Annotated in this window: 19 protein-coding genes, 4 tRNA genes, 3 rRNA genes and 1 pseudogene; 12 read left to right on the top strand and 15 right to left on the bottom strand. The window is 52.9% G+C overall.

The genetic code is table 11. From position 1 onward, the window contains the following. Positions 1 to 30: 30 nt before the first annotated feature. The gene (locus Y71_RS22180; protein WP_007373253.1) at positions 31 to 684 is read right to left on the bottom strand and encodes a methionine ABC transporter permease MetI; all 654 of its coding nucleotides are present in this window, start codon (positions 682 to 684) and stop codon (positions 31 to 33) included. Further along, a complete protein-coding gene (gene metN, locus Y71_RS22175; protein WP_007373254.1) occupies positions 677 to 1,708 on the bottom strand; it encodes a methionine ABC transporter ATP-binding protein MetN in 1,032 nt (343 codons plus the stop codon). Before metN ends, Y71_RS22180 begins: the two co-directional genes overlap by 8 nt. A gap of 187 nt (positions 1,709 to 1,895) precedes the next feature. On the opposite strand from metN, the gene gmhB reads away from it, so the two are divergent. From gmhB to Y71_RS22140, 7 genes are all read left to right on the top strand, one after another. After that, positions 1,896 to 2,462, top strand: a complete 567-nt coding sequence (gmhB, locus tag Y71_RS22170; protein ID WP_007373255.1) for a D-glycero-beta-D-manno-heptose 1,7-bisphosphate 7-phosphatase — start codon at positions 1,896 to 1,898, stop codon at positions 2,460 to 2,462. A gap of 369 nt (positions 2,463 to 2,831) precedes the next feature. After that, positions 2,832 to 4,371 (top strand): 16S ribosomal RNA (locus tag Y71_RS22165). A gap of 72 nt (positions 4,372 to 4,443) precedes the next feature. Next, a tRNA-Ile gene (locus Y71_RS22160) sits at positions 4,444 to 4,520 on the top strand. A gap of 39 nt (positions 4,521 to 4,559) precedes the next feature. Further along, a tRNA-Ala gene (locus Y71_RS22155) sits at positions 4,560 to 4,635 on the top strand. A 179-nt stretch (positions 4,636 to 4,814) separates the two neighbouring features. Further along, a 23S ribosomal RNA gene (locus Y71_RS22150) occupies positions 4,815 to 7,721 on the top strand. 96 nt (positions 7,722 to 7,817) lie between these two features. Continuing rightward, positions 7,818 to 7,933: ribosomal RNA gene (gene rrf, locus Y71_RS22145) — 5S ribosomal RNA — on the top strand. The 16S, 23S and 5S rRNA genes sit together here with 3 tRNA genes alongside, the layout of an rRNA operon. 57 nt (positions 7,934 to 7,990) lie before the next feature. Beyond that, a tRNA-Asp gene (locus tag Y71_RS22140) sits at positions 7,991 to 8,067 on the top strand. 82 nt (positions 8,068 to 8,149) lie between these two features. Here Y71_RS22140 and fabF read toward each other — a convergent pair. Genes fabF through Y71_RS22120 form a run of 4 tightly spaced genes read right to left on the bottom strand, consistent with a single transcriptional unit; the run spans position 8,150 to position 12,587 of the window. Then, positions 8,150 to 9,424, bottom strand: coding sequence for a beta-ketoacyl-ACP synthase II (fabF, locus tag Y71_RS22135; RefSeq protein ID WP_007373259.1), 1,275 nt, complete (start codon positions 9,422 to 9,424; stop codon positions 8,150 to 8,152). A gap of 19 nt (positions 9,425 to 9,443) precedes the next feature. After that, positions 9,444 to 11,006, bottom strand: coding sequence for a DHA2 family efflux MFS transporter permease subunit (locus Y71_RS22130; protein ID WP_007373260.1), 1,563 nt, complete (start codon positions 11,004 to 11,006; stop codon positions 9,444 to 9,446). Further along, positions 11,003 to 12,046, bottom strand: coding sequence for an HlyD family secretion protein (locus Y71_RS22125; protein ID WP_007373261.1), 1,044 nt, complete (start codon positions 12,044 to 12,046; stop codon positions 11,003 to 11,005). Before Y71_RS22125 ends, Y71_RS22130 begins: the two co-directional genes overlap by 4 nt. After that, positions 12,033 to 12,587: a winged helix-turn-helix transcriptional regulator gene (locus Y71_RS22120; RefSeq protein ID WP_007373262.1), complete on the bottom strand. Its 555-nt coding sequence runs from the start codon at positions 12,585 to 12,587 to the stop codon at positions 12,033 to 12,035. The genes Y71_RS22125 and Y71_RS22120 overlap by 14 nt, the downstream gene beginning before the upstream one ends. A gap of 200 nt (positions 12,588 to 12,787) precedes the next feature. Here Y71_RS22120 and dkgB point away from each other — a divergent pair, with 200 nt between their 5' ends. Further along, positions 12,788 to 13,591: a 2,5-didehydrogluconate reductase DkgB gene (gene dkgB / locus Y71_RS22115; protein WP_007373263.1), complete on the top strand. Its 804-nt coding sequence runs from the start codon at positions 12,788 to 12,790 to the stop codon at positions 13,589 to 13,591. Between the two features lie 33 nt (positions 13,592 to 13,624). Here dkgB and yafC read toward each other — a convergent pair whose 3' ends face one another. After that, positions 13,625 to 14,524, bottom strand: coding sequence for a DNA-binding transcriptional regulator YafC (gene yafC / locus Y71_RS22110; protein WP_007373264.1), 900 nt, complete (start codon positions 14,522 to 14,524; stop codon positions 13,625 to 13,627). Positions 14,525 to 14,752: 228 nt separating this feature from the next. On the opposite strand from yafC, the gene Y71_RS22105 reads away from it, so the two are divergent. Next, positions 14,753 to 15,553, top strand: a complete 801-nt coding sequence (locus Y71_RS22105; RefSeq protein WP_035889512.1) for an endonuclease/exonuclease/phosphatase family protein — start codon at positions 14,753 to 14,755, stop codon at positions 15,551 to 15,553. Positions 15,554 to 15,613: 60 nt separating this feature from the next. Here the strand turns inward: Y71_RS22105 and mltD are convergent, their stop codons facing one another. Both mltD and gloB read right to left on the bottom strand, forming a co-directional pair. Beyond that, positions 15,614 to 16,984: a murein transglycosylase D gene (gene mltD / locus Y71_RS22100; protein WP_035889501.1), complete on the bottom strand. Its 1,371-nt coding sequence runs from the start codon at positions 16,982 to 16,984 to the stop codon at positions 15,614 to 15,616. Positions 16,985 to 17,058: 74 nt separating this feature from the next. Further along, positions 17,059 to 17,814, bottom strand: a complete 756-nt coding sequence (gene gloB / locus Y71_RS22095) for a hydroxyacylglutathione hydrolase (RefSeq protein WP_007373267.1) — start codon at positions 17,812 to 17,814, stop codon at positions 17,059 to 17,061. Positions 17,815 to 17,847: 33 nt separating this feature from the next. Here gloB and Y71_RS22090 point away from each other — a divergent pair, with 33 nt between their 5' ends. Then, on the top strand, positions 17,848 to 18,555 hold the full coding sequence (locus Y71_RS22090) for a class I SAM-dependent methyltransferase (protein WP_007373268.1): 708 nt from the start codon (positions 17,848 to 17,850) through the stop codon (positions 18,553 to 18,555). On the opposite strand, the gene rnhA is transcribed toward Y71_RS22090, so the two are convergent. Further along, a complete protein-coding gene (rnhA, locus tag Y71_RS22085) occupies positions 18,552 to 19,019 on the bottom strand; it encodes a ribonuclease HI (RefSeq protein ID WP_007373269.1) in 468 nt (155 codons plus the stop codon). The two genes, Y71_RS22090 and rnhA, sit on opposite strands and share 4 nt — an antisense overlap. A gap of 52 nt (positions 19,020 to 19,071) precedes the next feature. On the opposite strand from rnhA, the gene dnaQ reads away from it, so the two are divergent. Further along, positions 19,072 to 19,803, top strand: a complete 732-nt coding sequence (dnaQ, locus tag Y71_RS22080) for a DNA polymerase III subunit epsilon (protein WP_090397556.1) — start codon at positions 19,072 to 19,074, stop codon at positions 19,801 to 19,803. Between the two features lie 133 nt (positions 19,804 to 19,936). Further along, positions 19,937 to 20,013, top strand: a tRNA-Asp gene (locus Y71_RS22075). 141 nt (positions 20,014 to 20,154) lie between these two features. Here the strand turns inward: Y71_RS22075 and Y71_RS22070 are convergent. The 5 genes and pseudogenes from Y71_RS22070 to ppnN all read right to left on the bottom strand — a co-directional run. Beyond that, a pseudogene (locus Y71_RS22070) lies at positions 20,155 to 20,295 on the bottom strand (arginine/agmatine antiporter); the annotation flags it as partial. Between the two features lie 187 nt (positions 20,296 to 20,482). Then, positions 20,483 to 21,256, bottom strand: a complete 774-nt coding sequence (xni, locus tag Y71_RS22065; protein ID WP_035889496.1) for a flap endonuclease Xni — start codon at positions 21,254 to 21,256, stop codon at positions 20,483 to 20,485. Between the two features lie 90 nt (positions 21,257 to 21,346). Further along, the gene (locus Y71_RS22060) at positions 21,347 to 22,714 is read right to left on the bottom strand and encodes an L-serine ammonia-lyase (protein WP_007373272.1); all 1,368 of its coding nucleotides are present in this window, start codon (positions 22,712 to 22,714) and stop codon (positions 21,347 to 21,349) included. Between the two features lie 56 nt (positions 22,715 to 22,770). Continuing rightward, positions 22,771 to 24,060 carry an HAAAP family serine/threonine permease gene (locus Y71_RS22055; protein ID WP_007373273.1) on the bottom strand — a complete coding sequence of 430 codons (1,290 nt, stop codon included), beginning with the start codon at positions 24,058 to 24,060 and terminating at the stop codon, positions 22,771 to 22,773. Positions 24,061 to 24,504: 444 nt separating this feature from the next. Further along, the gene (gene ppnN, locus Y71_RS22050; RefSeq protein WP_007373275.1) at positions 24,505 to 25,869 is read right to left on the bottom strand and encodes a nucleotide 5'-monophosphate nucleosidase PpnN; all 1,365 of its coding nucleotides are present in this window, start codon (positions 25,867 to 25,869) and stop codon (positions 24,505 to 24,507) included. Between the last annotated feature and the right edge of the window lie 44 nt (positions 25,870 to 25,913).

The raw sequence follows: 25,913 nt of genomic DNA, 5'->3' as shown, positions 1-25,913 counted from the left end.
CTTCTCTCAGAGTCGTTATGTTGTGTAACGTTATTTGTGCGTCACAGCCCGGACGATACGATCGCCCGCGAACTGAATTAAGTAAACCAGAACCACCAGTAATATCAGTACGGTATTCATCACTAATGGGTTATAGGTCACATAGCCGTACTGGATCCCCAGTTGTCCCAGACCACCGGCACCGACGGCACCGCCCATTGCGGAATAACCCACGAGGGTAATCAGCGTAATGGTCGCAGCATTAATGAGGCCCGGCAGCGCTTCCGGCAACAGCACTTTGCGGATGATCTGCATTGGCGTTGCACCCATCGCACGGGAAGCTTCAATCAAACCTGCCGGCAGCTCCAACAGGGTGTTTTCCACCATACGGGCGATAAACGGCGCGGCGCCAACCGTCAGCGGTACAATGACGGCGTACAGACCAATTGAGGTGCCGACAATCACGCGCGTAAAAGGAATCATCCAGACCAGCAAAATAATGAACGGAATGGAACGGAAAATGTTTACCAGCGCAGAGATCACCCGATACAGACCCGGATTCTGCATGATCTGACCCGGACGCGTGACATACAACAGCACGCCAAACGGCAGACCCACGACAAACCCCAGCAGACCGGAGGCAAAGGTCATAAACAGTGTTTCCCAGATGCTGCGGGCAAAGAGCCACATCATTGCCTCAGACATAACCGAGTACCTCTATTTTTACATGGTGTTCCTGCAACCAGGCGATGGCTGCCTGGGTATCTTGCTGAGTGCCGTGCATTTCCGTCAGCATAATGCCGAACTTCACGCCGCCCGCGTAATCCATCTGCGCGCTAATAATGTTGTTGTTCACGTTGAAACGACGCGCGGTTTCAGACAACAGCGGCGCATCCACCGACTGACCAGTAAACTCCATACGCAGCATCGGTACGCTGTCAGCCTGCGGTTCCGGCTGCAAGCGTTGTGCATAATCTTCCGGAATATCGAGATGCAGCGTGGACTGAATAAACTGCTGTGCCAGCGGCGTTTTCGGATGGGAGAAGACTTCACTCACCGTATCTTGCTCAATCAGTTCACCGTTGCTGATAACGGCCACGCAGTCGCAAATGCGCTTAACCACATCCATTTCGTGGGTGATCAGCAGAATGGTCAGACCGAGGCGACGGTTGATGTCTTTCAGCAATTCAAGAATGGAACGTGTTGTTGCCGGATCGAGCGCGCTGGTGGCTTCGTCACACAGCAGCACTTTCGGATTGCTGGCCAACGCACGGGCGATTGCCACGCGCTGTTTTTGCCCCCCGGAGAGGTTGGCCGGATAACTGTCATGTTTATCGCCAAGACCGACCAGATCAAGCAGCTCTTTTACCCGGCGATTGATCTCGTCACGCGGGGTATTATCCAGCTCCAGCGGTAATGCGACATTACCGAAAACGGTACGCGATGCCAGCAGATTAAAGTGCTGGAAGATCATGCCAATTTGGCGGCGAGCTTTAGTTAATTCCACTTCAGAGAGTTTAGTCAGTTCCTGGCCATCGACCAGCACACTGCCTTGCGTCGGACGCTCAAGCAGGTTAACGCAGCGGATAAGCGTACTTTTCCCCGCACCTGATGCGCCAATAACGCCATAAATTTGACCAGCGGGAACATGCAGGCTGACGTTGTTCAGCGCCTGTATATTACGGTTCCCCTGCTGGAACACTTTGGTGATATTCGAAAGTTTAATCATTAGATTATTTTTATCGTATAAGAGTTAGCCGTGGCATTTTGTTCTGCCGGTTACGGGCGTACCCGTAAACAGAGCGGATGGTAAGGCATCCAGACGTCTAAATCAATGTCGCTTGCAATGATGAGCACTTTCCTGCGTTGCGAAACATGAGATACTAAGCTTCTATGCCTTTTTCAGGAGTAAACCCGTGGCAAAGTCAGTACCCGCTATTTTCCTCGATCGTGATGGCACGATTAATGTTGATCATGGCTACGTGCATGAGATCGATAACTTCGAATTTATTGATGGCGTTATTGACGCCATGCGCGAACTTAAAGAGATGGGCTACGCGCTGGTTCTGGTAACGAACCAGTCTGGTATTGCTCGCGGTAAATTTACCGAAGCGCAGTTTGAAACGCTGACCGAGTGGATGGACTGGTCGCTGGCCGATCGCGGTGTGGATCTGGACGGTATCTATTATTGTCCACATCACCCGCAGGGAACCGTTGAAGAGTTTCGTCAGGTGTGCGATTGCCGTAAGCCGCATCCGGGGATGTTGATCTCTGCCCGCGATTTCCTGCACATCGATATGGCTGCTTCTTATATGGTAGGCGATAAAATAGAAGATATGCAGGCGGCGGATGCTGCACAAGTGGGTACGAAAGTCTTAGTGCGCACGGGCAAACCGGTCACCCCGGAAGCGGAAAAAAGCGCTGATTGGGTGATTAATAGCCTTGCGGAGCTGCCATTAGCTATCAAAAAGCACCAAAAATAACCGTTGTGACGAAAAGATGAGCGGTTGAGATAAAAATGCATTTTTCCGCTTGTCATTCCTCTCCGGCTCCCTATAATGCGCCTCCATCGACACGGCGCCAGCGAAGAACATCCCGCAGCGACGTTAAGTCGGAAGAGAAAAAATCCTGAAAATCGGGGTTGACTCTGAAAGAGGAAAGCGTAATATACGCCACCTCGCGACAGTGAGCTGAAAGCCGCGTCGCAACTGCTCTTTAACAATTTATCAGACAATCTGTGTGGGCACTCAGGTGACTGGATTCTTGATGTCTTCGGACAAAAAATGAATACCAAGTCTCACGGGTGAACACGTAATTCATTACGAAGTTTAATTCGATGAGCATCAAACTTTAAATTGAAGAGTTTGATCATGGCTCAGATTGAACGCTGGCGGCAGGCCTAACACATGCAAGTCGAACGGTAGCACAGAGAGCTTGCTCTCGGGTGACGAGTGGCGGACGGGTGAGTAATGTCTGGGAAACTGCCTGATGGAGGGGGATAACTACTGGAAACGGTAGCTAATACCGCATAACGTCGCAAGACCAAAGAGGGGGACCTTCGGGCCTCTTGCCATCAGATGTGCCCAGATGGGATTAGCTAGTAGGCGGGGTAATGGCCCACCTAGGCGACGATCCCTAGCTGGTCTGAGAGGATGACCAGCCACACTGGAACTGAGACACGGTCCAGACTCCTACGGGAGGCAGCAGTGGGGAATATTGCACAATGGGCGCAAGCCTGATGCAGCCATGCCGCGTGTGTGAAGAAGGCCTTCGGGTTGTAAAGCACTTTCAGCGGGGAGGAAGGCGGTACGGTTAATAACCGTGCCGATTGACGTTACCCGCAGAAGAAGCACCGGCTAACTCCGTGCCAGCAGCCGCGGTAATACGGAGGGTGCAAGCGTTAATCGGAATTACTGGGCGTAAAGCGCACGCAGGCGGTCTGTCAAGTCGGATGTGAAATCCCCGGGCTCAACCTGGGAACTGCATTCGAAACTGGCAGGCTGGAGTCTCGTAGAGGGAGGTAGAATTCCAGGTGTAGCGGTGAAATGCGTAGAGATCTGGAGGAATACCGGTGGCGAAGGCGGCCTCCTGGACGAAGACTGACGCTCAGGTGCGAAAGCGTGGGGAGCAAACAGGATTAGATACCCTGGTAGTCCACGCCGTAAACGATGTCGATTTGGAGGTTGTGCCCTTGAGGCGTGGCTTCCGGAGCTAACGCGTTAAATCGACCGCCTGGGGAGTACGGCCGCAAGGTTAAAACTCAAATGAATTGACGGGGGCCCGCACAAGCGGTGGAGCATGTGGTTTAATTCGATGCAACGCGAAGAACCTTACCTGGTCTTGACATCCACAGAACCTGGCAGAGATGCCGGGGTGCCTTCGGGAACTGTGAGACAGGTGCTGCATGGCTGTCGTCAGCTCGTGTTGTGAAATGTTGGGTTAAGTCCCGCAACGAGCGCAACCCTTATCCTTTGTTGCCAGCGGTTAGGCCGGGAACTCAAAGGAGACTGCCAGTGATAAACTGGAGGAAGGTGGGGATGACGTCAAGTCATCATGGCCCTTACGACCAGGGCTACACACGTGCTACAATGGCGCATACAAAGAGAAGCGACCTCGCGAGAGCAAGCGGACCTCATAAAGTGCGTCGTAGTCCGGATTGGAGTCTGCAACTCGACTCCATGAAGTCGGAATCGCTAGTAATCGTGAATCAGAATGTCACGGTGAATACGTTCCCGGGCCTTGTACACACCGCCCGTCACACCATGGGAGTGGGTTGCAAAAGAAGTAGGTAGCTTAACCTTCGGGAGGGCGCTTACCACTTTGTGATTCATGACTGGGGTGAAGTCGTAACAAGGTAACCGTAGGGGAACCTGCGGTTGGATCACCTCCTTACCTTAAAGAACCATCTCCTGAAGTGCTCACACAGATTGTCTGATGAAAAAACAGCAGTAAGAAAATCTCTGCAGGCTTGTAGCTCAGGTGGTTAGAGCGCACCCCTGATAAGGGTGAGGTCGGTGGTTCAAGTCCACTCAGGCCTACCAAATTTGCGAAAGCAAATTTGATGAGGTTTTAACTACGATGGGGCTATAGCTCAGCTGGGAGAGCGCCTGCTTTGCACGCAGGAGGTCTGCGGTTCGATCCCGCATAGCTCCACCATCATTACTGCACAAACAAAAAAACTTCAGAGTACACATTCTGTGTGTGCTGCGAAGTTTTGCTCTTTAAAAATCTGGATCAAGCTGAAAATTGAAACACTGAACAACGCAAGTTGTTCGTGAGTCTCTCAAATTTTTGCAATGCGATGATGAATCGGAAGAAACATCTTCGGGTTGTGAGGTTAAGCGACTAAGCGTACACGGTGGATGCCCTGGCAGTCAGAGGCGATGAAGGACGTGCTAATCTGCGAAAAGCGCCGGCGAGGTGATATGAACCCTTGACCCGGCGATGTCCGAATGGGGAAACCCGGTGCACTACGGTGCATCATCACAGCATGAATCCATAGTGCTGTGAAGCGAACCGGGGGAACTGAAACATCTAAGTACCCCGAGGAAAAGAAATCAACCGAGATTCCCCCAGTAGCGGCGAGCGAACGGGGAGGAGCCCAGAGCCTGAATCAGCTTGTGTGTTAGTGGAAGCGTCTGGAAAGTCGCGCGATACAGGGTGACAGCCCCGTACACGAAAACGCACAGGCTGTGAGCTCGATGAGTAGGGCGGGACACGTGGTATCCTGTCTGAATATGGGGGGACCATCCTCCAAGGCTAAATACTCCTGACTGACCGATAGTGAACCAGTACCGTGAGGGAAAGGCGAAAAGAACCCCGGCGAGGGGAGTGAAAAAGAACCTGAAACCGTGTACGTACAAGCAGTGGGAGCATCCTTCGGGGTGTGACTGCGTACCTTTTGTATAATGGGTCAGCGACTTATATTCTGTAGCAAGGTTAACCGTATAGGGGAGCCGAAGGGAAACCGAGTCTTAACTGGGCGTTAAGTTGCAGGGTATAGACCCGAAACCCGGTGATCTAGCCATGGGCAGGTTGAAGGTTGGGTAACACTAACTGGAGGACCGAACCGACTAATGTTGAAAAATTAGCGGATGACCTGTGGCTGGGGGTGAAAGGCCAATCAAACCGGGAGATAGCTGGTTCTCCCCGAAAGCTATTTAGGTAGCGCCTCGTGAATTCATCTCCGGGGGTAGAGCACTGTTTCGGCTAGGGGGCCATCCCGGCTTACCAACCCGATGCAAACTACGAATACCGGAGAATGTTATCACGGGAGACACACGGCGGGTGCTAACGTCCGTCGTGAAGAGGGAAACAACCCAGACCGCCAGCTAAGGTCCCAAAGTCATGGTTAAGTGGGAAACGATGTGGGAAGGCCCAGACAGCCAGGATGTTGGCTTAGAAGCAGCCATCATTTAAAGAAAGCGTAATAGCTCACTGGTCGAGTCGGCCTGCGCGGAAGATGTAACGGGGCTAAACCATGCACCGAAGCTGCGGCAGCGACGCTTATGCGTTGTTGGGTAGGGGAGCGTTCTGTAAGCCGTTGAAGGTGGCCTGTGAGGGCTGCTGGAGGTATCAGAAGTGCGAATGCTGACATAAGTAACGATAAAGCGGGTGAAAAGCCCGCTCGCCGGAAGACCAAGGGTTCCTGTCCAACGTTAATCGGGGCAGGGTGAGTCGACCCCTAAGGCGAGGCCGAAAGGCGTAGTCGATGGGAAACAGGTTAATATTCCTGTACTTGGTGTTACTGCGAAGGGGGGACGGAGAAGGCTATGTTGGCCGGGCGACGGTTGTCCCGGTTTAAGCGTGAAGGTGTGTGCTCCAGGCAAATCCGGAGTGCTTTAACACTGAGGCGTGATGACGAGGCACCACGGTGCTGAAGCAACAAATGCCCTGCTTCCAGGAAAAGCCTCTAAGCTCCAGGTAACACGAAATCGTACCCCAAACCGACACAGGTGGTCAGGTAGAGAATACCAAGGCGCTTGAGAGAACTCGGGTGAAGGAACTAGGCAAAATGGTGCCGTAACTTCGGGAGAAGGCACGCTGATGCGTAGGTGAAGCGACCTGCTCGTGGAGCTGAAATCAGTCGAAGATACCAGCTGGCTGCAACTGTTTATTAAAAACACAGCACTGTGCAAACACGAAAGTGGACGTATACGGTGTGACGCCTGCCCGGTGCCGGAAGGTTAATTGATGGGGTTATCCGTAAGGAGAAGCTCTTGATCGAAGCCCCGGTAAACGGCGGCCGTAACTATAACGGTCCTAAGGTAGCGAAATTCCTTGTCGGGTAAGTTCCGACCTGCACGAATGGCGTAATGATGGCCAGGCTGTCTCCACCCGAGACTCAGTGAAATTGAACTCGCTGTGAAGATGCAGTGTACCCGCGGCAAGACGGAAAGACCCCGTGAACCTTTACTATAGCTTGACACTGAACATTGAGCCTTGATGTGTAGGATAGGTGGGAGGCTTTGAAGCGTGGACGCCAGTCTGCGTGGAGCCAACCTTGAAATACCACCCTTTAATGTTTGATGTTCTAACGTGGACCCGTAAACCGGGTTGCGGACAGTGTCTGGTGGGTAGTTTGACTGGGGCGGTCTCCTCCTAAAGCGTAACGGAGGAGCACGAAGGTCAGCTAATCCTGGTCGGACATCAGGAGGTTAGTGCAATGGCATAAGCTGGCTTGACTGCGAGCGTGACGGCGCGAGCAGGTGCGAAAGCAGGTCATAGTGATCCGGTGGTTCTGAATGGAAGGGCCATCGCTCAACGGATAAAAGGTACTCCGGGGATAACAGGCTGATACCGCCCAAGAGTTCATATCGACGGCGGTGTTTGGCACCTCGATGTCGGCTCATCACATCCTGGGGCTGAAGTAGGTCCCAAGGGTATGGCTGTTCGCCATTTAAAGTGGTACGCGAGCTGGGTTTAGAACGTCGTGAGACAGTTCGGTCCCTATCTGCCGTGGGCGCTGGAGAACTGAGGGGGGCTGCTCCTAGTACGAGAGGACCGGAGTGGACGCATCACTGGTGTTCGGGTTGTCATGCCAATGGCACTGCCCGGTAGCTAAATGCGGAAGAGATAAGTGCTGAAAGCATCTAAGCACGAAACTTGCCCCGAGATGAGTTCTCCCTGACCCTTAAAGGGTCCTGAAGGAACGTTGAAGACGACGACGTTGATAGGCCGGGTGTGTAAGCGCAGCGATGCGTTGAGCTAACCGGTACTAATGAACCGTGAGGCTTAACCTTACAACGCCGAAGATGTTTTGGCGTGAGAGAGAATTTTTTCAGCGTGATACAGATTAAACCGGTGTGCCGCTGAGGCATGGCGGTGAACAGAATTTGCCTGGCGGCACTAGCGCGGTGGTCCCACCTGACCCCATGCCGAACTCAGAAGTGAAACGCCGTAGCGCCGATGGTAGTGTGGGGTCTCCCCATGCGAGAGTAGGGAACTGCCAGGCATCAAATTAAGCAGGTCAGACCGGGGCAACAAACCGGTGGTTGTAAAGAAATTCGGTGGAGCGGTAGTTCAGTCGGTTAGAATACCTGCCTGTCACGCAGGGGGTCGCGGGTTCGAGTCCCGTCCGTTCCGCCACTTATTTAGAACCGTATCTCATAAGAGATACGGTTTTTTTTCGTCTGTTGATCGCGTAAAAAGGGCAATCACGCCCTTTATGTTATTCCCAGCGTTTCAGCAGTAAGCTGGCATTTACGCCACCAAAACCAAACCCATTCGATAACGCATAGTGCATGCGCTGAGGCTGCGTGGTAAGCGCAACCAGATGGAGCCCCTCGGCATCAGCATCCGGGTGATGCAGATTCAACGTTGGTGGAACAACCTGCTCACGCAATGCCTGAATGGTGAAGATGGCTTCAATTCCTCCCGCCGCTCCGAGCAAGTGGCCGGTCGCTGATTTCGTTGAAGTAACGGCTACCCGATGTGTTCCAAACACGCTCTTAATCGCGGCCAGTTCTCCTTTATCTCCAACCTGTGTTGATGTGGCATGAGCATTAATATGCTGAATATCTGCTGAGCTAATACCTGCCTGCTTAATCGCCGCCTCCATCGCCCGACGCGCGCCGTTACCATCTTCTGGCCCCGCAGTAAGATGATGCGCATCGGCACTGGTACCATATCCGACCAATTCCGCCAGCGGCGTAGCGCCCCGCGCCAGAGCGTGCTCCAGCGATTCAATAACGATGAGACCTGCACCTTCTCCCATCACAAAACCGTCACGATCGCGGTCAAAAGGCCGTGATGCCGCCTCGGGATGATCATTAAAATTGCTGGATAATGCTTTTGCTGCAGCAAAACCGCCAAGACTGACCCGATGGATCGCGGCCTCGCTTCCACCGCACAGTGCAATATCCGCTTCACCGGCGCGAATCATTCGTGCTGCATCGCCAATTGCCTGAGCTCCTGCTGCGCAGGCAGTAACAGGCGCGCCAATCGGACCTCGAAAACCGTGGGCAATAGAAACGTGACCAGCAGCCAGGTTGGCGAGAAAGGAAGGGATGGTAAAGGGGGAAAGACGGCGCGGCCCGCGAGTATCAGTAGTGCGTACGGCATTAGCTATCTCATTGAAACCGCCAATACCGGTAGCGATCACTGTTGCGGTGCGCTCTCTTTCAGCTGGATCTTCTGGAAACCAACCTGCCTGAGAGAGCGCTTCCTGCGCAGCCACCATCGCAAATTCGATAAAACGATCCATTTTTTTCCGTTCCTTCGATGGGATCGCTACTGAGGGATCGAATCCATGTAACGGATCGTCTTCAATGGAAGGAACCTGTCCCGCAACTTTACAGGCAATATCTTCAACGATCTCCTCATCAAGACGGGAGATCCCGGATTTTCCCTGCAATAATGCTTGCCAGACATGTGACACTCCGCAGCCGAGCGGGCTGACGATCCCCATTCCTGTCACGACGACGCGTTTTGTTGGAACGCTCATAACTCTTTCTCCTGAACTATCATGGTGTCTGCGGCTTTTTCATAAATGGAACAAGCAACGCAGCAATCAAAAAACCCAGCATAATTAACCAGAATGCATCCGAGAAAGCCTGTGTCCGCGCCTCCCTCATCGCTAATGCCGAAAGGTTTTTCAGGGCGGCACTGTTGGCTATTTCCGGCGAAACTCCCTGGCTCATCAACTGGTTGGTACTGTTTTGAATGAAATCCGTCACTGGAAGGCTGGCGTTATTGAGATGATCGGCAAGGCGGCTATAGTGAAAATTGGTTCGGTCATTGATCACTGTACCGCACAGGGCGATACCAATGGCGCCACCGAGGTTGCGCATCAAATTAAACAGCCCGGATGCCAGTTTCAGGCGTGTGGGCGGCAGACTACCCAACGTAAGTGTGACCGTTGGTGCGACGGCAAACTGCTGCGCCAGCCCGCGAAATGCCTGCGGCAACAGCAGTTCCTGCGCTCCCCATTCATGGGTGAGAGGAATAAAGCTGTACATCGAAACCGCAAAACCCAGCAACCCCACCATTAACAGCCAGCGTAAATCGACACGGTTGGCCAGCCAGGCATAAAACGGTATCGAGAGCACCTGGAACAGACCAGTAGAAAAAACCGCCAGACCGATTTCCAGCGCGCTGTAACCGCGAACCGTCCCAAGAAACAGCGGAGTCAGGTAGATCGTAGCAAAGATGCCGACTCCTGCCATAAACGAGAAATAGCAGCCCAGCGTAAAGGTTCTGTCCTGCAAAGCCCGAAGATCCATCACCGGTTGCGCATGACGGAGGGTACGCACAATAAAAGCAATACCGCACAGCAACGCTATCCAGCCGGTAGTCGCCAGCGTTGTATCATCAAACCAACCCCAGCGTGGCCCTTCCTCGAGTGTGTACTCCAGGCAACCCAGTGAAACGGCGAGTAGAATAATGCTCAGGTAATCAGCTCCGCGCAGAAGCGAAGGGTCAGGCGTATCGATTTTTACTAACAGCGGAACCGCAATGGTGATGTAAATTCCGGGCAGAATGTTGATAAAAAAAAGCCAGTGCCAGTTAAAATTTTCGGTTATCCACCCACCGACCGTTGGGCCAAGAGTCGGTGCCAGCGATGCCAGGCCGCCGATCGTTGCCGCTGCGATGACACGTTGTTTTCCCTGGAAAAAAGCAAACGCTGTCGTGAAAACCAGTGGGATCATTGAACCACCCGCCAGGCCTTGCAAGGCGCGGAAAGCGATCATGCTTTGAATATTCCATGCCCAGCCGCACAGCAGGCTCATCACGGTGAAACCGGCCGCAGAAGCGGCAAACAGCCAGCGTGTTGACATAACCCGCGCCAGCCAGCCGGAGAGAGGAATAATGATGATTTCTGCGATTAGGTAACTGGTCTGCACCCACACCGTTTCATCGTCACCAGCAGAAAGCCCGCCGCCAATGTCCCGCAATGAAGCTGAAACAATCTGAATATCAATAAGCGCAATGAACATGCCCACGCACATGGTGGCGAAGGCAAACACTTTCTGACTGACCGGCACTGAAACGCCTTGTGGCAGCGGTACTGCGCCAGTGCTGCTCATCGCGAGCTCTTTTCATCAACAGTGACGACGACAGAAAGCCCCGGACGCAATACATCAAGTTTTGCCGCATCACCTTCCAGCGCGATACGTACGGGGACGCGCTGAACGATTTTGGTGAAATTTCCGGTAGCATTTTCTGCCGGGAGAATGCTAAACCGCGAGCCGGTTGCCGGTGAAACGCTGGCAACATGGCCATGGAAAGTATGACCCGGCAAAACATCGGCTACGATCGTGGCGCTTTGCCCTGGACGCATATGCGCTAACTGGCTCTCTTTAAAATTTGCATCAATCCATAAACCGTCAGCGGGAACCAGCGAAAGCAATTGCGTTCCGCTGTTGACGAAGGAGCCGGACCACGCACGACGGTTACCGATCACGCCATCAAACGGTGCCCGAATTTCGGTATAACTGAGATTTAATCGCGCCATTGCAAGGCTGGCTTGTGCTTGTACCAGCGCGGCTTGCGTCTGTTTTTCTTTGGCATTCAGCACTAATAACTGGCGTTCGGCGACCGTCGTATCCGCCTGCGCTTTGCTCTCTTCTGCACGGGCGCGACGATAATCCGCAGAGGCATTTTCCCTCACCTGGGCGGAAACGGCACTGGACATCACCAGCGCGTTATAGCGGCGATTGTCGTTTGCGGACTTTTCCGTAACGGCTCTGGCTGCCGTCAGAGAAGCTGCCGAACCTTCAATGGTAGCCAGTTGCAATTGTCGGGTGGCGTCAATGTCGGCAAGAGCGGCCTGCTGGGCGGCAACCTCACCGATGGCTTGTTCAACGGCGGCCTGGTAGTCGCGATCATCAAGACGGATTAACAGATCGCCTCGCTTCACTGACATATTGTCCTGTACCGCGATCTGCTGGATATAGCCGGAAACTTTACTGGAAATGGCGCTGATATCGCCGCCGACATAAGCATCATCAGTCGACTGAATAAAACGCCCGCTTTGCCACCAGTAAACGCCGTAACTTGCACCCGCCAACAATCCAGCCATCAGCGCTATCAGCACCAGCGTTTTTTTCTTTTTATTCAGCGTCATGATCGCGGCTCGCATAGTGTTGCGGTACGAATTTCTGCGTGTTATCGCCTGCCCGTTTTCGTTGCAGATAGTCATGGCGGTAGTGGATCATCGGCGATGCCGCAGGGCCTGGAACCAGGGTGTATTTCTCCGGTGTGATTGGCTCACCGGTCTCTTTATCTACCAGGATTGCCTGGACCGGGCGCTGTGTTTCTCGTTCAACCAACTGAATTTGTGCGCCTTCCGGGGAGAAGTGGCGATTTCCCCATTCAGCCAGCGCAAGGATCACCGGGCGGAAGTCGCGCCCGAGCTGCGTCAAATGGTATTCGTAACGAGGTGGCGTGCTGCTATAGCTCACCTTTTCCAGTAATCCGTCATCCACCAGTTCTTTCAGACGGCGAGAGAGAATATTCGGAGCAATGTTGGTGCTTTTCTGGAACTCATCAAAGCGCGTGAAACCGGCAAACGCGTCGCGCAGGATTATCATGCTCCAGCTATCACCAATACGTCCCAGGCTGCGGGCGATGGGGCAGGGAGCAGTGCAAAGCGGTTCATTTTTCATTATCTGGCCTGGAAATTTGCTGTGTCATTGTGCTCACGGTGACATAGTGACTATCAAAATGCAAGTCACTCGGTGCGCATGTTCCCGCTGAACTATTGCTTCTCAGGCAAAAATCCTCTGCTTTTTATGCTCTTTTTCCTTATCCGGCGCCTGGTAATAATCTGCGCACTGACTTAGTAAGCGACGAAAGAGGAATTTTTATGTCTATCCCTGCATTTGGTCTGGGTACCTTCCGTTTAACGGATGAAGCGGTGATCGCTTCGGTAAAAAATGCCCTTGAACTGGGTTATCGCGTGATTGATACCGCACAGATTTACGGTAATGAGGAAGCGATTGGTAAAGCACTTGCTGAAAGCGGTGTGGCACGTGAAGAACTGTTTATCACCACCAAGATCTGGACGGAAAATCTGGGTGAGGCAAAGCTGATCCCAAGCCTGAAAGAGAGCCTGAAGAAACTGGGCACCGATTATGTTGATCTGACGCTGATCCACTGGCCATCTCCTGGGGCAGAAGTACCGGTTGCAGTCTCTATGCAGGAGTTGATGAAGGCAAAAGCGCAGGGCCTGACTCGTCAGATTGGCGTATCTAACTTCACCATCCCATTGATGGAAGAAGCGATTGCGGCGGTGGGAGCAGAGAATATCGCGACCAACCAGATTGAACTCTCGCCGTATCTGCAAAACCGCAAAGTGGTCGACTGGGCGAAACAGCACGGTATTCACATCACCTCTTACATGACACTGGCTTATGGTAAGGCGCTGAAAGATGAAGTGATTGGCCGCATCGCGCAGAAACATAACGCTACGCCGGCACAGGTTATCCTGGCCTGGGCGATGGGTGAAGGTTATGCGGTGATCCCGTCTTCCACTAAGCGTGAAAACCTTGCCAGCAACCTACAGTCGCAGACACTTAAACTGGATGCAGCAGATAAAGCGGCAATTGCCGGGTTGGATTGCAATGACCGCCTGGTCAGCCCGGAAGGGCTTGCGCCAAACTGGGATTAAGCGATGGAATAACGGGAGCCTGCGCTCCCGTTGTTATTTCTCTACTGTCGGCGGTAAATGCTCGCTGACAAAATCAATAAAAGCGCGGATGCGGGTGCTCACTGCCCGGTCGCTGTAGTAAACGGCGCTGAAAGGCATTTCCACCGGCAGACGCTTATCCGCCAGCAAATCAACCAGTTCCCCACTCGCCAGTTCTTTGTCGATCATATAGTCCGACAGGCTGGCAATGCCATTTCCGCTCAGGCACAGATGTTTCAGCGTTTCACCGCTGTTCGACGCAATATCTGGTGTCACTTCATACAGTTGTCCATCGGCAGCAGCAATGGGCCAGACGTTAAGCGAAACCGGTTCGGTAAAACCAAGGCAGACGTGGTTGCTTAACTCTTCCACTGTTTCCGGTTTTCCGTAGCGAGCAATATATTCCGGCGAAGCGATAATTTTGCGATAGCTTTTAAACAGCGGACGGGCGCGCAGGCTGGAATCGGTCAGTTTACCTACGCGGATCGCAACATCCACTTTACGTTCGATCAGGTTGATAAAGGTTTCACTGGAGACCAGTGACAGTTTAATTTCCGGATAGCGCTCGCGAAACGGTTTTATCAACGGCATCAAAAAATGCAGCACCACAGGGGTTGCGGCGTCGATGCGTAACGTACCGCTGGGCGTGGAGTTGGTCTCCATGATCTCGGTTTCTGCTGCCGCCATCTCCTGCAAGACGCTTTGTACGCGCCGAAAGTAGCGCTCGCCTTCTTCGGTCAGGCTGAGCTGGCGCGTGGTGCGATTAAGCAAATTAACCCCAAGCTTATTTTCCAGCTTCTTCACAGCGCGGCTGATGGCCGAATTGGCTTGTCCCAGGCGTTCCGCTGCCCGGCTGAAGCTGCCGCTTTCAACAACGGCAACAAAAATCGCGAGTTCTTCTGAAGTGGTTTTCATTATTGCCTCTGTAGCAACATTTCAACGATATTTTTCATCCATAAGTTATTTAACCATGTTGTCAGAGAGGGTGCCACGACGGCTATTCATTAGTGACGTCACTAAGTACTTACTCACCAGCACAGGGTGTTTTTCTGGTGATTGAACGTTGAAACTCGGTGTTAAAATCCCTATAACTGAATGACCACCCGATGTTGGGGCGGACATCAAAGAGGTTTGAAGCCGAAAGTGCCAAAAAATACCTATGCCATGCGATATGTTGCCGGACAACCCGCGGAGCGAATCTTACCGCCGGGGTCTTTCGCGAGTATTGGCAAGGCGCTGCCCGCAGGCGTTCCGCTAAGCAGCGACGAAAAAATTCGCGTTCTGGTGTGGAATATTTTCAAGCAGCAGCGCGCGGAGTGGCTGTCGGTACTGCAAAATTTTGGTAAAGATGCGCATCTGGTTTTACTGCAGGAAGCGCAAACCACGCCGGAACTGGTCCGGTTTGCGACCACTAACTATCTTGCTGCTGACCAGGTTCCCGCCTTTGTTTTACCGCAGCACCCCTCGGGAGTAATGACACTTTCCTCGGCGCATCCGGTTTATTGCTGTCCGTTACGTGAACGTGAGCCGATCTTGCGGCTGGCAAAATCGGCATTAGTAACGGTTTATCCGTTGCCTGATTTACGCAATCTGATGGTCGTGAATGTGCATGCAGTGAATTTCAGTCTTGGCGTGGACGTTTACAGCAAGCAATTACTGCCGATTGGCGATCAGATATTGCGCCATAACGGGCCGGTGATCATGGCTGGCGATTTTAATGCCTGGAGCCGTCCACGCATGAATGCTCTGTACCGCTTCACCCGGGATATGTCTCTGCGGCAGGTGCGCTTTACCGACGACAATCGCCGGCGTGCCTTTGGTCGACCGCTCGATTTTATCTTTTATCGCGGGTTAAACGTGGAGGAAGCTTCAGTCCTGGTGACCCGCGCGTCGGATCATAACCCACTGCTGGTGGAGTTTAGTCCTGGCAAAGCCGGGAAGTGACACCGCGAAAAAGGCAAAAAAAAGCACCGCGGGGAACGGTGCTTTTTTAATGGGCTTAAATCAGGAATCCGGCGTGGCGCTGTTTTTCACAAAGAGCGTCAATTGATCGCCTGGCTGCAAATTATCCGTATCGTTGTTCCAGCGCATCACATCCTGGATGTTAACGCCGTGACGTTTTGCGATACTCGATAGCGAATCACCTTTGCGCACGCGATACGTAATGCTGTCGCTATTGCGGGCAAGACGCTGCGCACTGCTGCCTGCGCCAACCGTCAGGTTCTGACCGATTTTCAGGTTTGCGCCGCGAAGATTATTCCACTGCTGGAGATCCTTCGTGGTCACGCCGAGGCGTGAGGCAATCGCTGAAAGCGTGTCGCCTGAACGAACTTTGTAGCTACGACTGGTCAGCGGGGTGTTATCCGCCACCAGGGTTGGCTGTACAGCGGCGATTTCGCCGGAGGCCAGAGATTCACGCAGTTGATCGGCGTGTTTCTTCGGTACCATCACGTACTGCGGCCCAACGGAACCGAGCGTTGAACCTTTAACGCCTGCGTTAAACGTTTTCAGCTTGTTTACCGAGATGCCAGCCATTTCCGCCAACTGAGCAACTTCAACCGGGCTGCTCAATCTGACTCGCGCCAGGGCGCGACTTTCGTCCGGCGTTGGCAAATTAACGCCATAACGCTTGCTGTTCTTGAGAATATCGCTCAATGCCAGCATTTTCGGCACGTAAATTTTGGTTTCCTGCGGCAGTGAGAGCGACCAAAAATCAGTGGATTTACCACGCGCTTTGTTCGCTTTTATCGCCTTCAGTACACGCCCTTCACCGCTGTTGTAGGCGGCTACGGTCAGTAACCAGTCGCCGTCGAACATACGATTCAGACGCTGCATCATGTCGAGTGCGGCTGTTGTAGACGCCACAATGTCACGACGCGCATCGTAATTGCGTGTCTGTTTTAAACCATAATTTCGCCCAGTGCTCGGAATGATCTGCCAAATGCCTGCGGCATTGGCGCCAGACGTCGCGTGTGGGTTAAAAGCGCTCTCCACTATGGGTAGTAGTACCAGTTCCATGGGCATGTTACGTTTTTTAACTTGCCCTGCTATCCAGTACATATACGGCTCTGCCCGTAAAGTTACATCGTGGAGATAGCTCTTATTGCTTAAATACTTCAGTTTCTGTTCGCGAATCCGGGCATTTTCCGGAATTCCCATCTTTAGCTCGTCGCTAATGGAGGTCCACAAGTCACTGTTATCCTGGGCGGCGAATGTTCCATCGTCCATCCACCGCGCCTGACTAGTAAACTTCCCTGCTTCCCCTTGACCAGCTGCAGAAAGGCTCTGTGCGTGCTGTTGGACCGTGCCGTCGTGCTTAGACGCCTGGCACCCCACGAGCAGGACAGAGGCGAATAATATCGCTTTTGCCTTCATGTGTGTGTCAATAGTAGTTGCTTAAAAGACGAGCGATAATAACGGCGCAGCTCAGAAAAGGCAACCAGGAAATATCAGAAGTTATCTTTCTTTGCCCGTAACCATGCGAAACGCTCTTCAGGGTGTTGCAAATTTGTTTCTTTGCTGATTACATCAATTAAATCAATATCTTTGGTTCGTAAAAATAAATTAATTCGACGCTCGTTTTTCAGAATTACGGGTAGTGTTTTTTGATTTTTTGCACGTAACTCCTTCACTTCTCGATAGTATTCGTTAAGTGCAGGATCCTCTGGCAGGATACTGATTGCAAACTTCATATTCCCTAAAGTGTATTCGTGTGCGCAACAAATGACCGTCTCATCAGGAAGGTCGTTTATCTTACAAAACGATTGATACATCTGGGTTGCCGTACCTTCAAAAAGTCTGCCGCATCCGCCGGAAAAGAGCGTGTCACCGCAAAATAGATAAGGAAAGCTGAAGAAACAGATATGTCCTAAAGTGTGACCGGGCGTGGCGAGTACAGAAAATTCATGCCCCAAAACAGAGATGACCTGGCCATCAGCGACGATGTGCGTAGCACCTTTATCTTGCGTCTCTGCGGGCCCATACACCACGACGTCGGGATACCGCTGGCGCAGTTCTTTCACGCCGCCAACGTGGTCATTATGATGATGTGTTAAGAAGATGGCTTCCGGCTGCCATTGTTTCTCTTCAAGAGTTTGCAGCACCGGCGCGGCTTCGCCTGGATCGACAATCAGGCAGCGGCCGTTATCATTGCTCAGTACCCAGATGTAGTTATCCTGGAAGGCGGGAATACTGTTAAGATTCATAAAATACCTCTTAAAGCGTAGCGGAAGGTGGTGATGAAACCGGCAAGGACTCCTCAGACATTCGTAGCACCAGTAAGCTGGAATGATTTACCCAAAGGCGCATATTACCGTGAGGCGCTGGAAGGAGAACTCAAGCCGTGGTTTGCAAAAATGTATGGTTTTCATTTGCTTAAAATCGGCAATCTCAGCGCAGAAATCAATGCCGAAAGTTGCGCTGTTTCCCATCAGGTGAATGTTTCCCTGGCTGGCGAGCCCATGCAGGTTCGTGCCGATCCGCTGCATCTGCCCTTTGCGGATAAATCCGTTGATGCCTGCCTGCTGGCGCACACGCTTTCCTGGTGTACCGATCCGCATCGTTTATTGCAGGAAGTTGATCGTGTACTGATTGACGACGGCTGGCTGGTGATGAGCGGTTTTAATCCGATTAGCCTGCTCGGGCTGGCGAAGGCCGTACCGTTTGTCCGCCGCTCGCCAGCCGTCAAAAGCCGCATGTTTACGCTGATGCGCCAGTTCGACTGGTTATCACTGCTCAATTTCGAAGTGTTACATTATAGCCGTTTTCGCGTGCTGCCATGGACGAAGCAGGGCGGTAAACTGCTTAGTTCGCATTTACCTGCGCTGGGGTGCATGCAGTTGATCGTCGCCCGCAAACGCACCATTCCATTGACGCTCAATCCGATGAAGCAGAGCCGTAACAAAACCCCAGTGCGTCAGGCCGTTGGCGCAACGCGCCAGTCTTAACCTTCTGGCTGATAACCAATATCTTCCTGTGTCGGGTTCATCGCTGCCGCTCGCGCCAGCTCATCGCAGCGTTCGTTTTCCGGGTGCCCGGCATGGCCCTTGACCCATTCCCATTTGATTTGATGCTGGCTGAGCGCTGCATCCAGCCGCTGCCAGAGATCAACATTCTTCACCGGTTTTTTCTCTGCGGTTTTCCAGCCGCGCTTTTTCCAGTTATGGATCCACTGGGTGATCCCCTGGCGGACATACTGGCTGTCAGTGCTGAGCACAATTTCGCAATGCTCTTTTAATGCCTCCAGCGCCACGATAGCGGCCATCAATTCCATGCGGTTGTTAGTCGTCAGACGGTAACCTGCGCTAAAGGTTCTTTCATGCTGGCGATAGCGTAAGATGGCGCCGTAACCGCCAGGACCTGGGTTACCGAGACAAGATCCGTCGGTGAAAATTTCTACCTGTTTAAGCATCTCTGGTAGACTTCCTGAGTTGAAAACGACAAGTCTGACATAAATGGCCGCTATGAGCACTGCAATTACACGACAGATCGTCCTCGATACCGAAACCACCGGTATGAACCAGATCGGCGCCCACTATGAAGGGCACAAAATTATTGAAATCGGCGCGGTAGAAGTCGTCAACCGGCGACTCACCGGCAATAACTATCATATCTACCTGAAGCCCGATCGGCTGGTCGATCCCGAAGCGTTTGGCGTTCACGGTATTGCCGATGAATTCCTGCTGGATAAACCCACATTCGCCGATATCGCCGATGAGTTTATCGATTATATTCGCGGCGCAGAGTTGGTGATCCATAACGCATCGTTTGATATCGGCTTTATGGACTATGAGTTCGGCAAGCTGAATCGCGGGATCCCAAAGACCGATACGTTCTGTAAGGTCACCGATAGCCTGGCGCTGGCGCGTAAAATGTTTCCGGGCAAGCGCAACAGCCTCGATGCGCTCTGTTCCCGTTACGAAATCGACAACAGCAAACGTACGCTGCACGGGGCGTTACTCGATGCCCAGATCCTCGCTGATGTGTATCTGATGATGACCGGCGGCCAGACATCGATGAAATTTTCGATGGAAGGCGAAGGGCAGTCTCAGACGGGAGAAGTGGGGATCCAACGCGTTGTCCGCGCTGCCAGTAAGCTGCGCGTTGTTTTAGCCAGTGATGATGAGCTGGCAGCCCATGAATCGCGCCTGGATTTGGTGCAGAAAAAGGGCGGAAGCTGCCTGTGGCGCGGCTAAATCAGGCACTTATGCGTGAATATTTGCTGCATGGGTGATTTTTGCAGCAAATGATTAGAAACAGAAGAAAAAGCGTTGACGGCACCAGGCGCAATACGTAATATGCGCCTCGTTCCCCTGACGGGAACACTGTGGAGCGGTAGTTCAGTCGGTTAGAATACCTGCCTGTCACGCAGGGGGTCGCGGGTTCGAGTCCCGTCCGTTCCGCCACTATTCAGAAGGCCTGAATCAGCAATGATTCAGGCCTTTGTCGTTTCTGCATTTCTCACTATCACTCTTAATCTCTGGCTGGTGGTCCCGTTCTTATACAACCGTTAACGTTGATAGTTTTGATGGAATAACTCTCTGAACTCATGCCTTATCCAGTGGATAAGGATTCTTATGAATGTGGTTGTAGTTCAGGACATAGAAAGCGGTGCTGATCATCAGCGTGCCGAACGACCACATCACCTCTTTCGCGCTGGAGCCGATAACGGCCCGGATGCAGTAGACAGGTGGGATGCGATATTAAATACGCGGTACGTGAAGGAGAGTAAATGGCCGCCGCGGGGTAATCGCCAGGGGGATTATTTTATGGCTGATTCTGATATTTGGCGTTCAAAAGGCCTGAGCATCATGGTTCAGAAGATTGTTGTTTCTGCCAGCACTTCACCGGCTAAGCGACCAATACCGCTGGCGTTCAGCGCGTCAGGCGAAGCTGTTGTAAATTGCCATCAAGTTGCAAATCGGTTTGCAGCCGCGCCACATCCCGGCAGGTAAATGCCATCGCCCGGTGTGTTTCCAGTTTCTGCCGCCACTTCTCCGGTACCGCTTCGAGGTTTTCGTATAGTGCTTCCAGCGTTGGAAATTCGCTCAGCAACTGCGTTGCGCTTTTCGGACCAATACCCGCCACACCCGGCACTTTCGAACTGCTGATCCCCGCCAGCCCCCAGTAATCCGGTAATTGCTCTGGCGTAACCCCATACTCCTGAGCAATAAAGGGCGCATCCAGCCAGCGTTTCTGAAAGTAGTCGCGAATGCGGATCGTCGGGGAGAGTAACTGACAGTAGCCTTTGTCGGTTGAGACAATCGTCGCCTGTTGTCCGGCCTGCGCCATTTTCACTGCCAGCGTCGCAGCAAGATCGTCGGCTTCGTTGCCAGGCGTTGCCCAACAGCGGATCCCGCGTTGTTCGAAAGCCGCGCGCAGTAATGGCATTTCCGTCTGTAGGGTATCCGGCATGGGAGGGCGGCCCGCTTTGTAATCCGGCAGCAACCGATGGCGCCAGCCCTGGTTACGGGCCTCATCATCAAAAACCGCGACGGCATGGGTTGGCTGACTATGGATAATCAACTGCTCCAGCGCATGCAGGCAGGTATCCACGCAGGGTGAACCTTGCACCGCATGGATACGGCGAATCAGATTGAGTGCGTCAACAATGAGCAGATGAGCCACAGATACCCTCCTTGAAATCATCCGCTAAGGGTATCATCGCAGGCCTGGCGAGGCTATAAAGCAGGGAATAATCAGGAAGATGCCTCGCAAAATGAGGCATCTGATGCGGGATTAGTCGCAGGAAACGATCTTCATCGCCAGCCCGCCGCGAGAGGTTTCACGGTATTTGGCGTTCATATCTTTCCCGGTTTCATACATTGTCTCGATAACTTTATCGAGGCAGACGCGCGGTTCACTGGTGCGACGCAGCGCCATTCGCGCCGCATTGACTGCTTTCACCGAAGCGATTGCGTTACGCTCGATACAGGGCACCTGTACCTGTCCGGCCACCGGGTCGCAGGTCAGACCGAGGTTGTGCTCCATACCGATTTCCGCCGCGATACAGACTTGCGCCGGGCTGCCGCCCAACAATTCTGCCAGCCCGGCCGCCGCCATGGAGCAGGCGACGCCGACTTCCCCCTGGCAGCCCACTTCCGCGCCGGAAATGGAGGCATTCATCTTATACAGCGAGCCGATGGCGCTGGCGACCAACAGATAGCGCGCCAGTGAATTGGCGTTAACCTGGCGGATAAAGCGATCGTAATACGCCAGTACCGCCGGCACGATCCCGCACGCGCCGTTTGTCGGTGCCGTCACTACGCGCCCACCGGCGGCGTTCTCTTCATTCACCGCCAGTGCGAACATATTGATCCAGTCAACCACGGCCATCGGGTCGGTGCTGGTTTTATCGCTGCTGACCAGCATACGGCGCAGCGCAGCGGCACGGCGGGGAACGCGTAGTTTGCCAGGTAATACCCCTTCCGTTGCGATGCCGCGCTCTATGCCGCTCTGCATTACTTCCCACACGCGCGCGAGATGCTGCTCCAGCTCGGTTTTGCTGTGCAGCGCCAGCTCGTTTTTCATCATCAATCCGGAGAGCGATAAACCGGTCTCCTGGCAATGACGCTGCAAATCGGCGGCGGTTTGGTAAGGGTAGGGCACTTCTACCGGCGCGCTGGTGGGCTGGCCAAAGTGTTCTTCATCGACGATAAACCCGCCGCCGATGGAGTAATAGGTCTGGCTGTAGAGCACCTGTTCGCCTGCCAGCGCGGTAATACGCATGCCGTTTTCATGTAGCGAGAGGTTATCCGCATGGAAATTCATGCATTGATCGACCGGAAACTCCACTTCATGCGCTTCGTTGGCCAGTTGCAGGCGGCCATGAGTATTAACATCCTGAATAAAGCCCGGAATGGCATCAATATCGACGCTATCCGGCAGATTCCCCGCCAGGCCCATAATAATCGCGATGTCAGTATGGTGCCCTTTACCGGTCAGGGAGAGAGAGCCGTAAACATCCACCACAACGCGGGTTACGTCGCGCAAAATGCCACGAGCAATCAGATCGTCTGTGAACTGTTTACCGGCTTTCATTGGACCCACGGTGTGCGAGCTGGACGGCCCGATACCGATTTTAAAAATATCGAATACGCTGATCATGACGCATTATCCATTGCTATAGGGGATGCGCCGCCCGGCAGGACGGCGCGAAAAGATTAACTGAACAGGGAGAAGAAGATCGCGGAGATGGCGATGAGACCCATAATCACGACGAAGATGTTGCTGATAGCGCCGCTGTATTTGCGCATTGCCGGTACTTTCGCGATGGCGTACATCGGCATCAGGAACAGAATCATCGCAATGATTGGCCCGCCCAGGGTTTCGATCATCCCCAGAATGCTTGGGTTCCAGGTGGCAACGGCCCAGGTGGTCAACAGCATAAACAGCGCGGTAATTTTATTCAGTTTGTTGATTTCGATGGATTTGCCTTTGCTGCGCAGAGACTTAATCACCATACCGTTAAAGCCTTCACGCGCGCCCAGGTAGTGGCCGAGGAACGATTTGGTGATGGCGATCATCGCAATGATCGGCGCCATCCAGGCGATAACCGGCGCATTAAAGTGGTTCGCCAGATAAGAGAGAATGGAGATGTTCTGCTGTTTTGCCGAAGCCAGATCGGCGGGTGCCAGGCTCAGCACACAGCTAAACACAAAGAACATAACGGTCATCACCATCATGATATGCGCGAAGGCGAGGATGCGGGAGCATTTACGCTCGGCTTCTGCGCCGTACTCTTCACGCTTGGCAACGGCAAAAGAGGAGATGATCGGCGAGTGGTTAAACGAGAACACCATCACCGGGATGGCCAGCCACAGCGTCATCCACAGACCATTGCCGGTGGCGGAAGCACTGCTCAGCGACAGGGTTTCCAGCACGGCGCCGTTCCACTGCGGAATCAGGTACACCGCCAGCACCATCAGAGCGATAACGAACGGAAATACCAGGATGCTCATCGCTTTCACAATCATCTGCTCGCCGAAGCGCACGATGGTCATCATACCTACGATAAGGATCAGCGACAGGATCGCGCGCGGCGGTGGGGTCATGCCCAACTGGTGGGTCATAAAGCTGTCCACGGTGTTGGTGATCGCCACGCTATAAACAAGCAGGATCGGATAAATCGCGAAGAAATAAAGCAGGGTAATCAACTTACCCGCGCCGATACCGAAGTGCTCTTCGACCACTTCAGTAATGTCTTCTCCCGGGTTTTTACCGGACAACACAAAGCGGGTCAGGCCACGGTGGGCGAAGTAGGTCATCGGGAAAGCAAGAATTGCCATGATGATGAGCGGGATCAGGCCGCCGACACCGGCGTTAATCGGCAGAAACAGAACGCCTGCGCCGATGGCTGTGCCGTAAAGGCCCAACATCCACATGGTGTCGGTTTTGCGCCATGAACTGCGTGTTTCTACGGAGGTTCCTACGCCAGTCTGAATGGTTTCCATTTATACATCTCCTGGGGAAGCAAAATACTGCCGTTGCAGACAAATCAAATGTCGGAAACGTCAGTGTCAATATTTAAGTCGGCCAATTACAGTTTTTTTATAATTTCTCCCTGTAACTATTTGCGGCGGAAAGATACAGATAAGTTATGACAACATCAGTGATGCGGATCTCAAATGCAATAATCTACTTTTTATGTGTGTATATTTAGACCATTTATCTGGCTAATTATTAACATATGAAATTTATGGGCGAAAAGGCTAACACCCGCAAGATATGCGATCAAATCCAGGGTGATGGAAGATGATAAAAGCACTGCAAAACAACGTTTTTGCAGTTATTTATCGATATTAAAAGCGGTTGTAATGTATGAATTGCTGATCAGCAAATGGTTGGTTAAATGCAATGTATAAGGGCGGATTATGACTCCGCCCTGGAAAGGTTAATCAGGCACAAATTTCGTAGCACGGAATGTAAGCGGAACCGGGGAGTTTCATACGGTGCTGGGCAACAAAACCCTGCAACAGATCGTCCATCCGGCGCATCATGTCGCTATCGCCGTGAATTTTATAGGGACCAAACGCTTCAATCGCGCGGATACCTGGCTCTTTCACGTTACCTGCCACAATACCCGAGAAGGCCCGGCGCAGATCCGCCGCCAGCACTTCTACCGGTTGGTCTGGGTAGAGTTTCAGGTTTGCCATATTTTCATGGGTCGGCTCGAACGGCACTTGCAGATCCGGCGCAATGCGAATTGACCAGTTGAAACTGTAGGCATCCCCGGTATCGCGACGGTTCTCTTTCACCAGCGGCATGGCTTTTTTCATCTGACGCGCCACTTCAGCCGCATCATTAATGATGATGGTGTAGTGGCGACGCGCGGCTTCGCCCAGCGTATTGACAATAAATTCGTCCAGCACGCGGAAGTAGTCCGCACTCTCTTTCGGCCCGGTCAGGATCAGCGGCAGAACCTGATTTTTGTTCGCTGGATTCATCAGGATCCCCAGCAGATAGAGCAGCTCTTCCGCCGTGCCCACGCCGCCAGGAAAGATAATGATCCCGTGCGCGATGCGGACAAAAGCTTCCAGCCGTTTTTCAATATCCGGCATGATGATCAACTCATTGACCAGCGGATTCGGCGGCTCAGCGGCGATAATGGATGGCTCGGTCATACCGATAAAACGGCCATCCTTATAGCGTTGCTGCGCATGACCAACAGCGGCGCCTTTCATCGGCGCTTCCATTGCGCCCGGCCCGCAGCCGGTGCAGATATTCAGCTCGCGCAGGCCTAACTGCGTACCCACACGTCGGGCGTAAAGGTATTCGGTTTCGTTGATCGAGTGGCCGCCCCAGCAAACCACCATATTTGGCGCTTCGCCGACGTGCAGGGCGCGCGCGTTACGCAAAATGGAGAAGACCAGGTTAGTAATATGGATAGAGCTTTCCAGATTTAAATGCTGGAAACGCCCGGCATTATGAATTTGCCCACTGACGAAGAGGATATCGCGCAGGACCGCGAATAAGTTGGCCTGCAACGAGCGGATGATCCGCCCGTCGACAAAGGCCTCTTCCGGCGGGTTGATCAGTTCCAGCTTTACGCCGCGTTCACGGCGCAACACATTGATATCAAAACCGACATTGCGGGAAAGCAGCTCTTTGCTGCTGTCCGTCTGGCTCCCTGAGTTCAGTACAGCGAGCGAGCAGTTGCGAAACAGTTGATAAAGGTCGCTGCTGGCCGTGCGTTTAAGCATATCGACTTCCAGCTGCGACAGCATATCCATTGAGCCAAGCGGGCTAATATGTGTAATCAAGTGAACTCCTTAACGGGACGGAATTTATCTTCCCACTGATTACA

The organism is Kosakonia radicincitans DSM 16656 (assembly GCF_000280495.2).
In the GTDB taxonomy this organism is placed as follows: domain Bacteria; phylum Pseudomonadota; class Gammaproteobacteria; order Enterobacterales; family Enterobacteriaceae; genus Kosakonia; species Kosakonia radicincitans.
The sequence above is the reverse complement of the archived record's forward strand: the minus strand, read 5'-3'. Positions and strand labels throughout refer to the sequence as shown.

What these genes read in the sequence shown, in the direction of transcription:
- Y71_RS22180 (WP_007373253.1), bottom strand. Translation starts at nt 684, where the DNA reads ATGTCTGAGGCAATGATGTGGCTCTTTGCCCGCAGCATCTGGGAAACA.
- metN (WP_007373254.1), bottom strand. Translation starts at nt 1,708, where the DNA reads ATGATTAAACTTTCGAATATCACCAAAGTGTTCCAGCAGGGGAACCGT.
- fabF (WP_007373259.1), bottom strand. Translation starts at nt 9,424, where the DNA reads ATGAGCGTTCCAACAAAACGCGTCGTCGTGACAGGAATGGGGATCGTC.
- Y71_RS22130 (WP_007373260.1), bottom strand. Translation starts at nt 11,006, where the DNA reads ATGAGCAGCACTGGCGCAGTACCGCTGCCACAAGGCGTTTCAGTGCCG.
- Y71_RS22125 (WP_007373261.1), bottom strand. Translation starts at nt 12,046, where the DNA reads ATGACGCTGAATAAAAAGAAAAAAACGCTGGTGCTGATAGCGCTGATG.
- Y71_RS22120 (WP_007373262.1), bottom strand. Translation starts at nt 12,587, where the DNA reads ATGAAAAATGAACCGCTTTGCACTGCTCCCTGCCCCATCGCCCGCAGC.
- dkgB (WP_007373263.1), top strand. Translation starts at nt 12,788, where the DNA reads ATGTCTATCCCTGCATTTGGTCTGGGTACCTTCCGTTTAACGGATGAA.
- yafC (WP_007373264.1), bottom strand. Translation starts at nt 14,524, where the DNA reads ATGAAAACCACTTCAGAAGAACTCGCGATTTTTGTTGCCGTTGTTGAA.
- mltD (WP_035889501.1), bottom strand. Translation starts at nt 16,984, where the DNA reads ATGAAGGCAAAAGCGATATTATTCGCCTCTGTCCTGCTCGTGGGGTGC.
- gloB (WP_007373267.1), bottom strand. Translation starts at nt 17,814, where the DNA reads ATGAATCTTAACAGTATTCCCGCCTTCCAGGATAACTACATCTGGGTA.
- Y71_RS22090 (WP_007373268.1), top strand. Translation starts at nt 17,848, where the DNA reads ATGAAACCGGCAAGGACTCCTCAGACATTCGTAGCACCAGTAAGCTGG.
- rnhA (WP_007373269.1), bottom strand. Translation starts at nt 19,019, where the DNA reads ATGCTTAAACAGGTAGAAATTTTCACCGACGGATCTTGTCTCGGTAAC.
- dnaQ (WP_090397556.1), top strand. Translation starts at nt 19,072, where the DNA reads ATGAGCACTGCAATTACACGACAGATCGTCCTCGATACCGAAACCACC.
- xni (WP_035889496.1), bottom strand. Translation starts at nt 21,256, where the DNA reads ATGATTTCAAGGAGGGTATCTGTGGCTCATCTGCTCATTGTTGACGCA.
- Y71_RS22060 (WP_007373272.1), bottom strand. Translation starts at nt 22,714, where the DNA reads ATGATCAGCGTATTCGATATTTTTAAAATCGGTATCGGGCCGTCCAGC.
- Y71_RS22055 (WP_007373273.1), bottom strand. Translation starts at nt 24,060, where the DNA reads ATGGAAACCATTCAGACTGGCGTAGGAACCTCCGTAGAAACACGCAGT.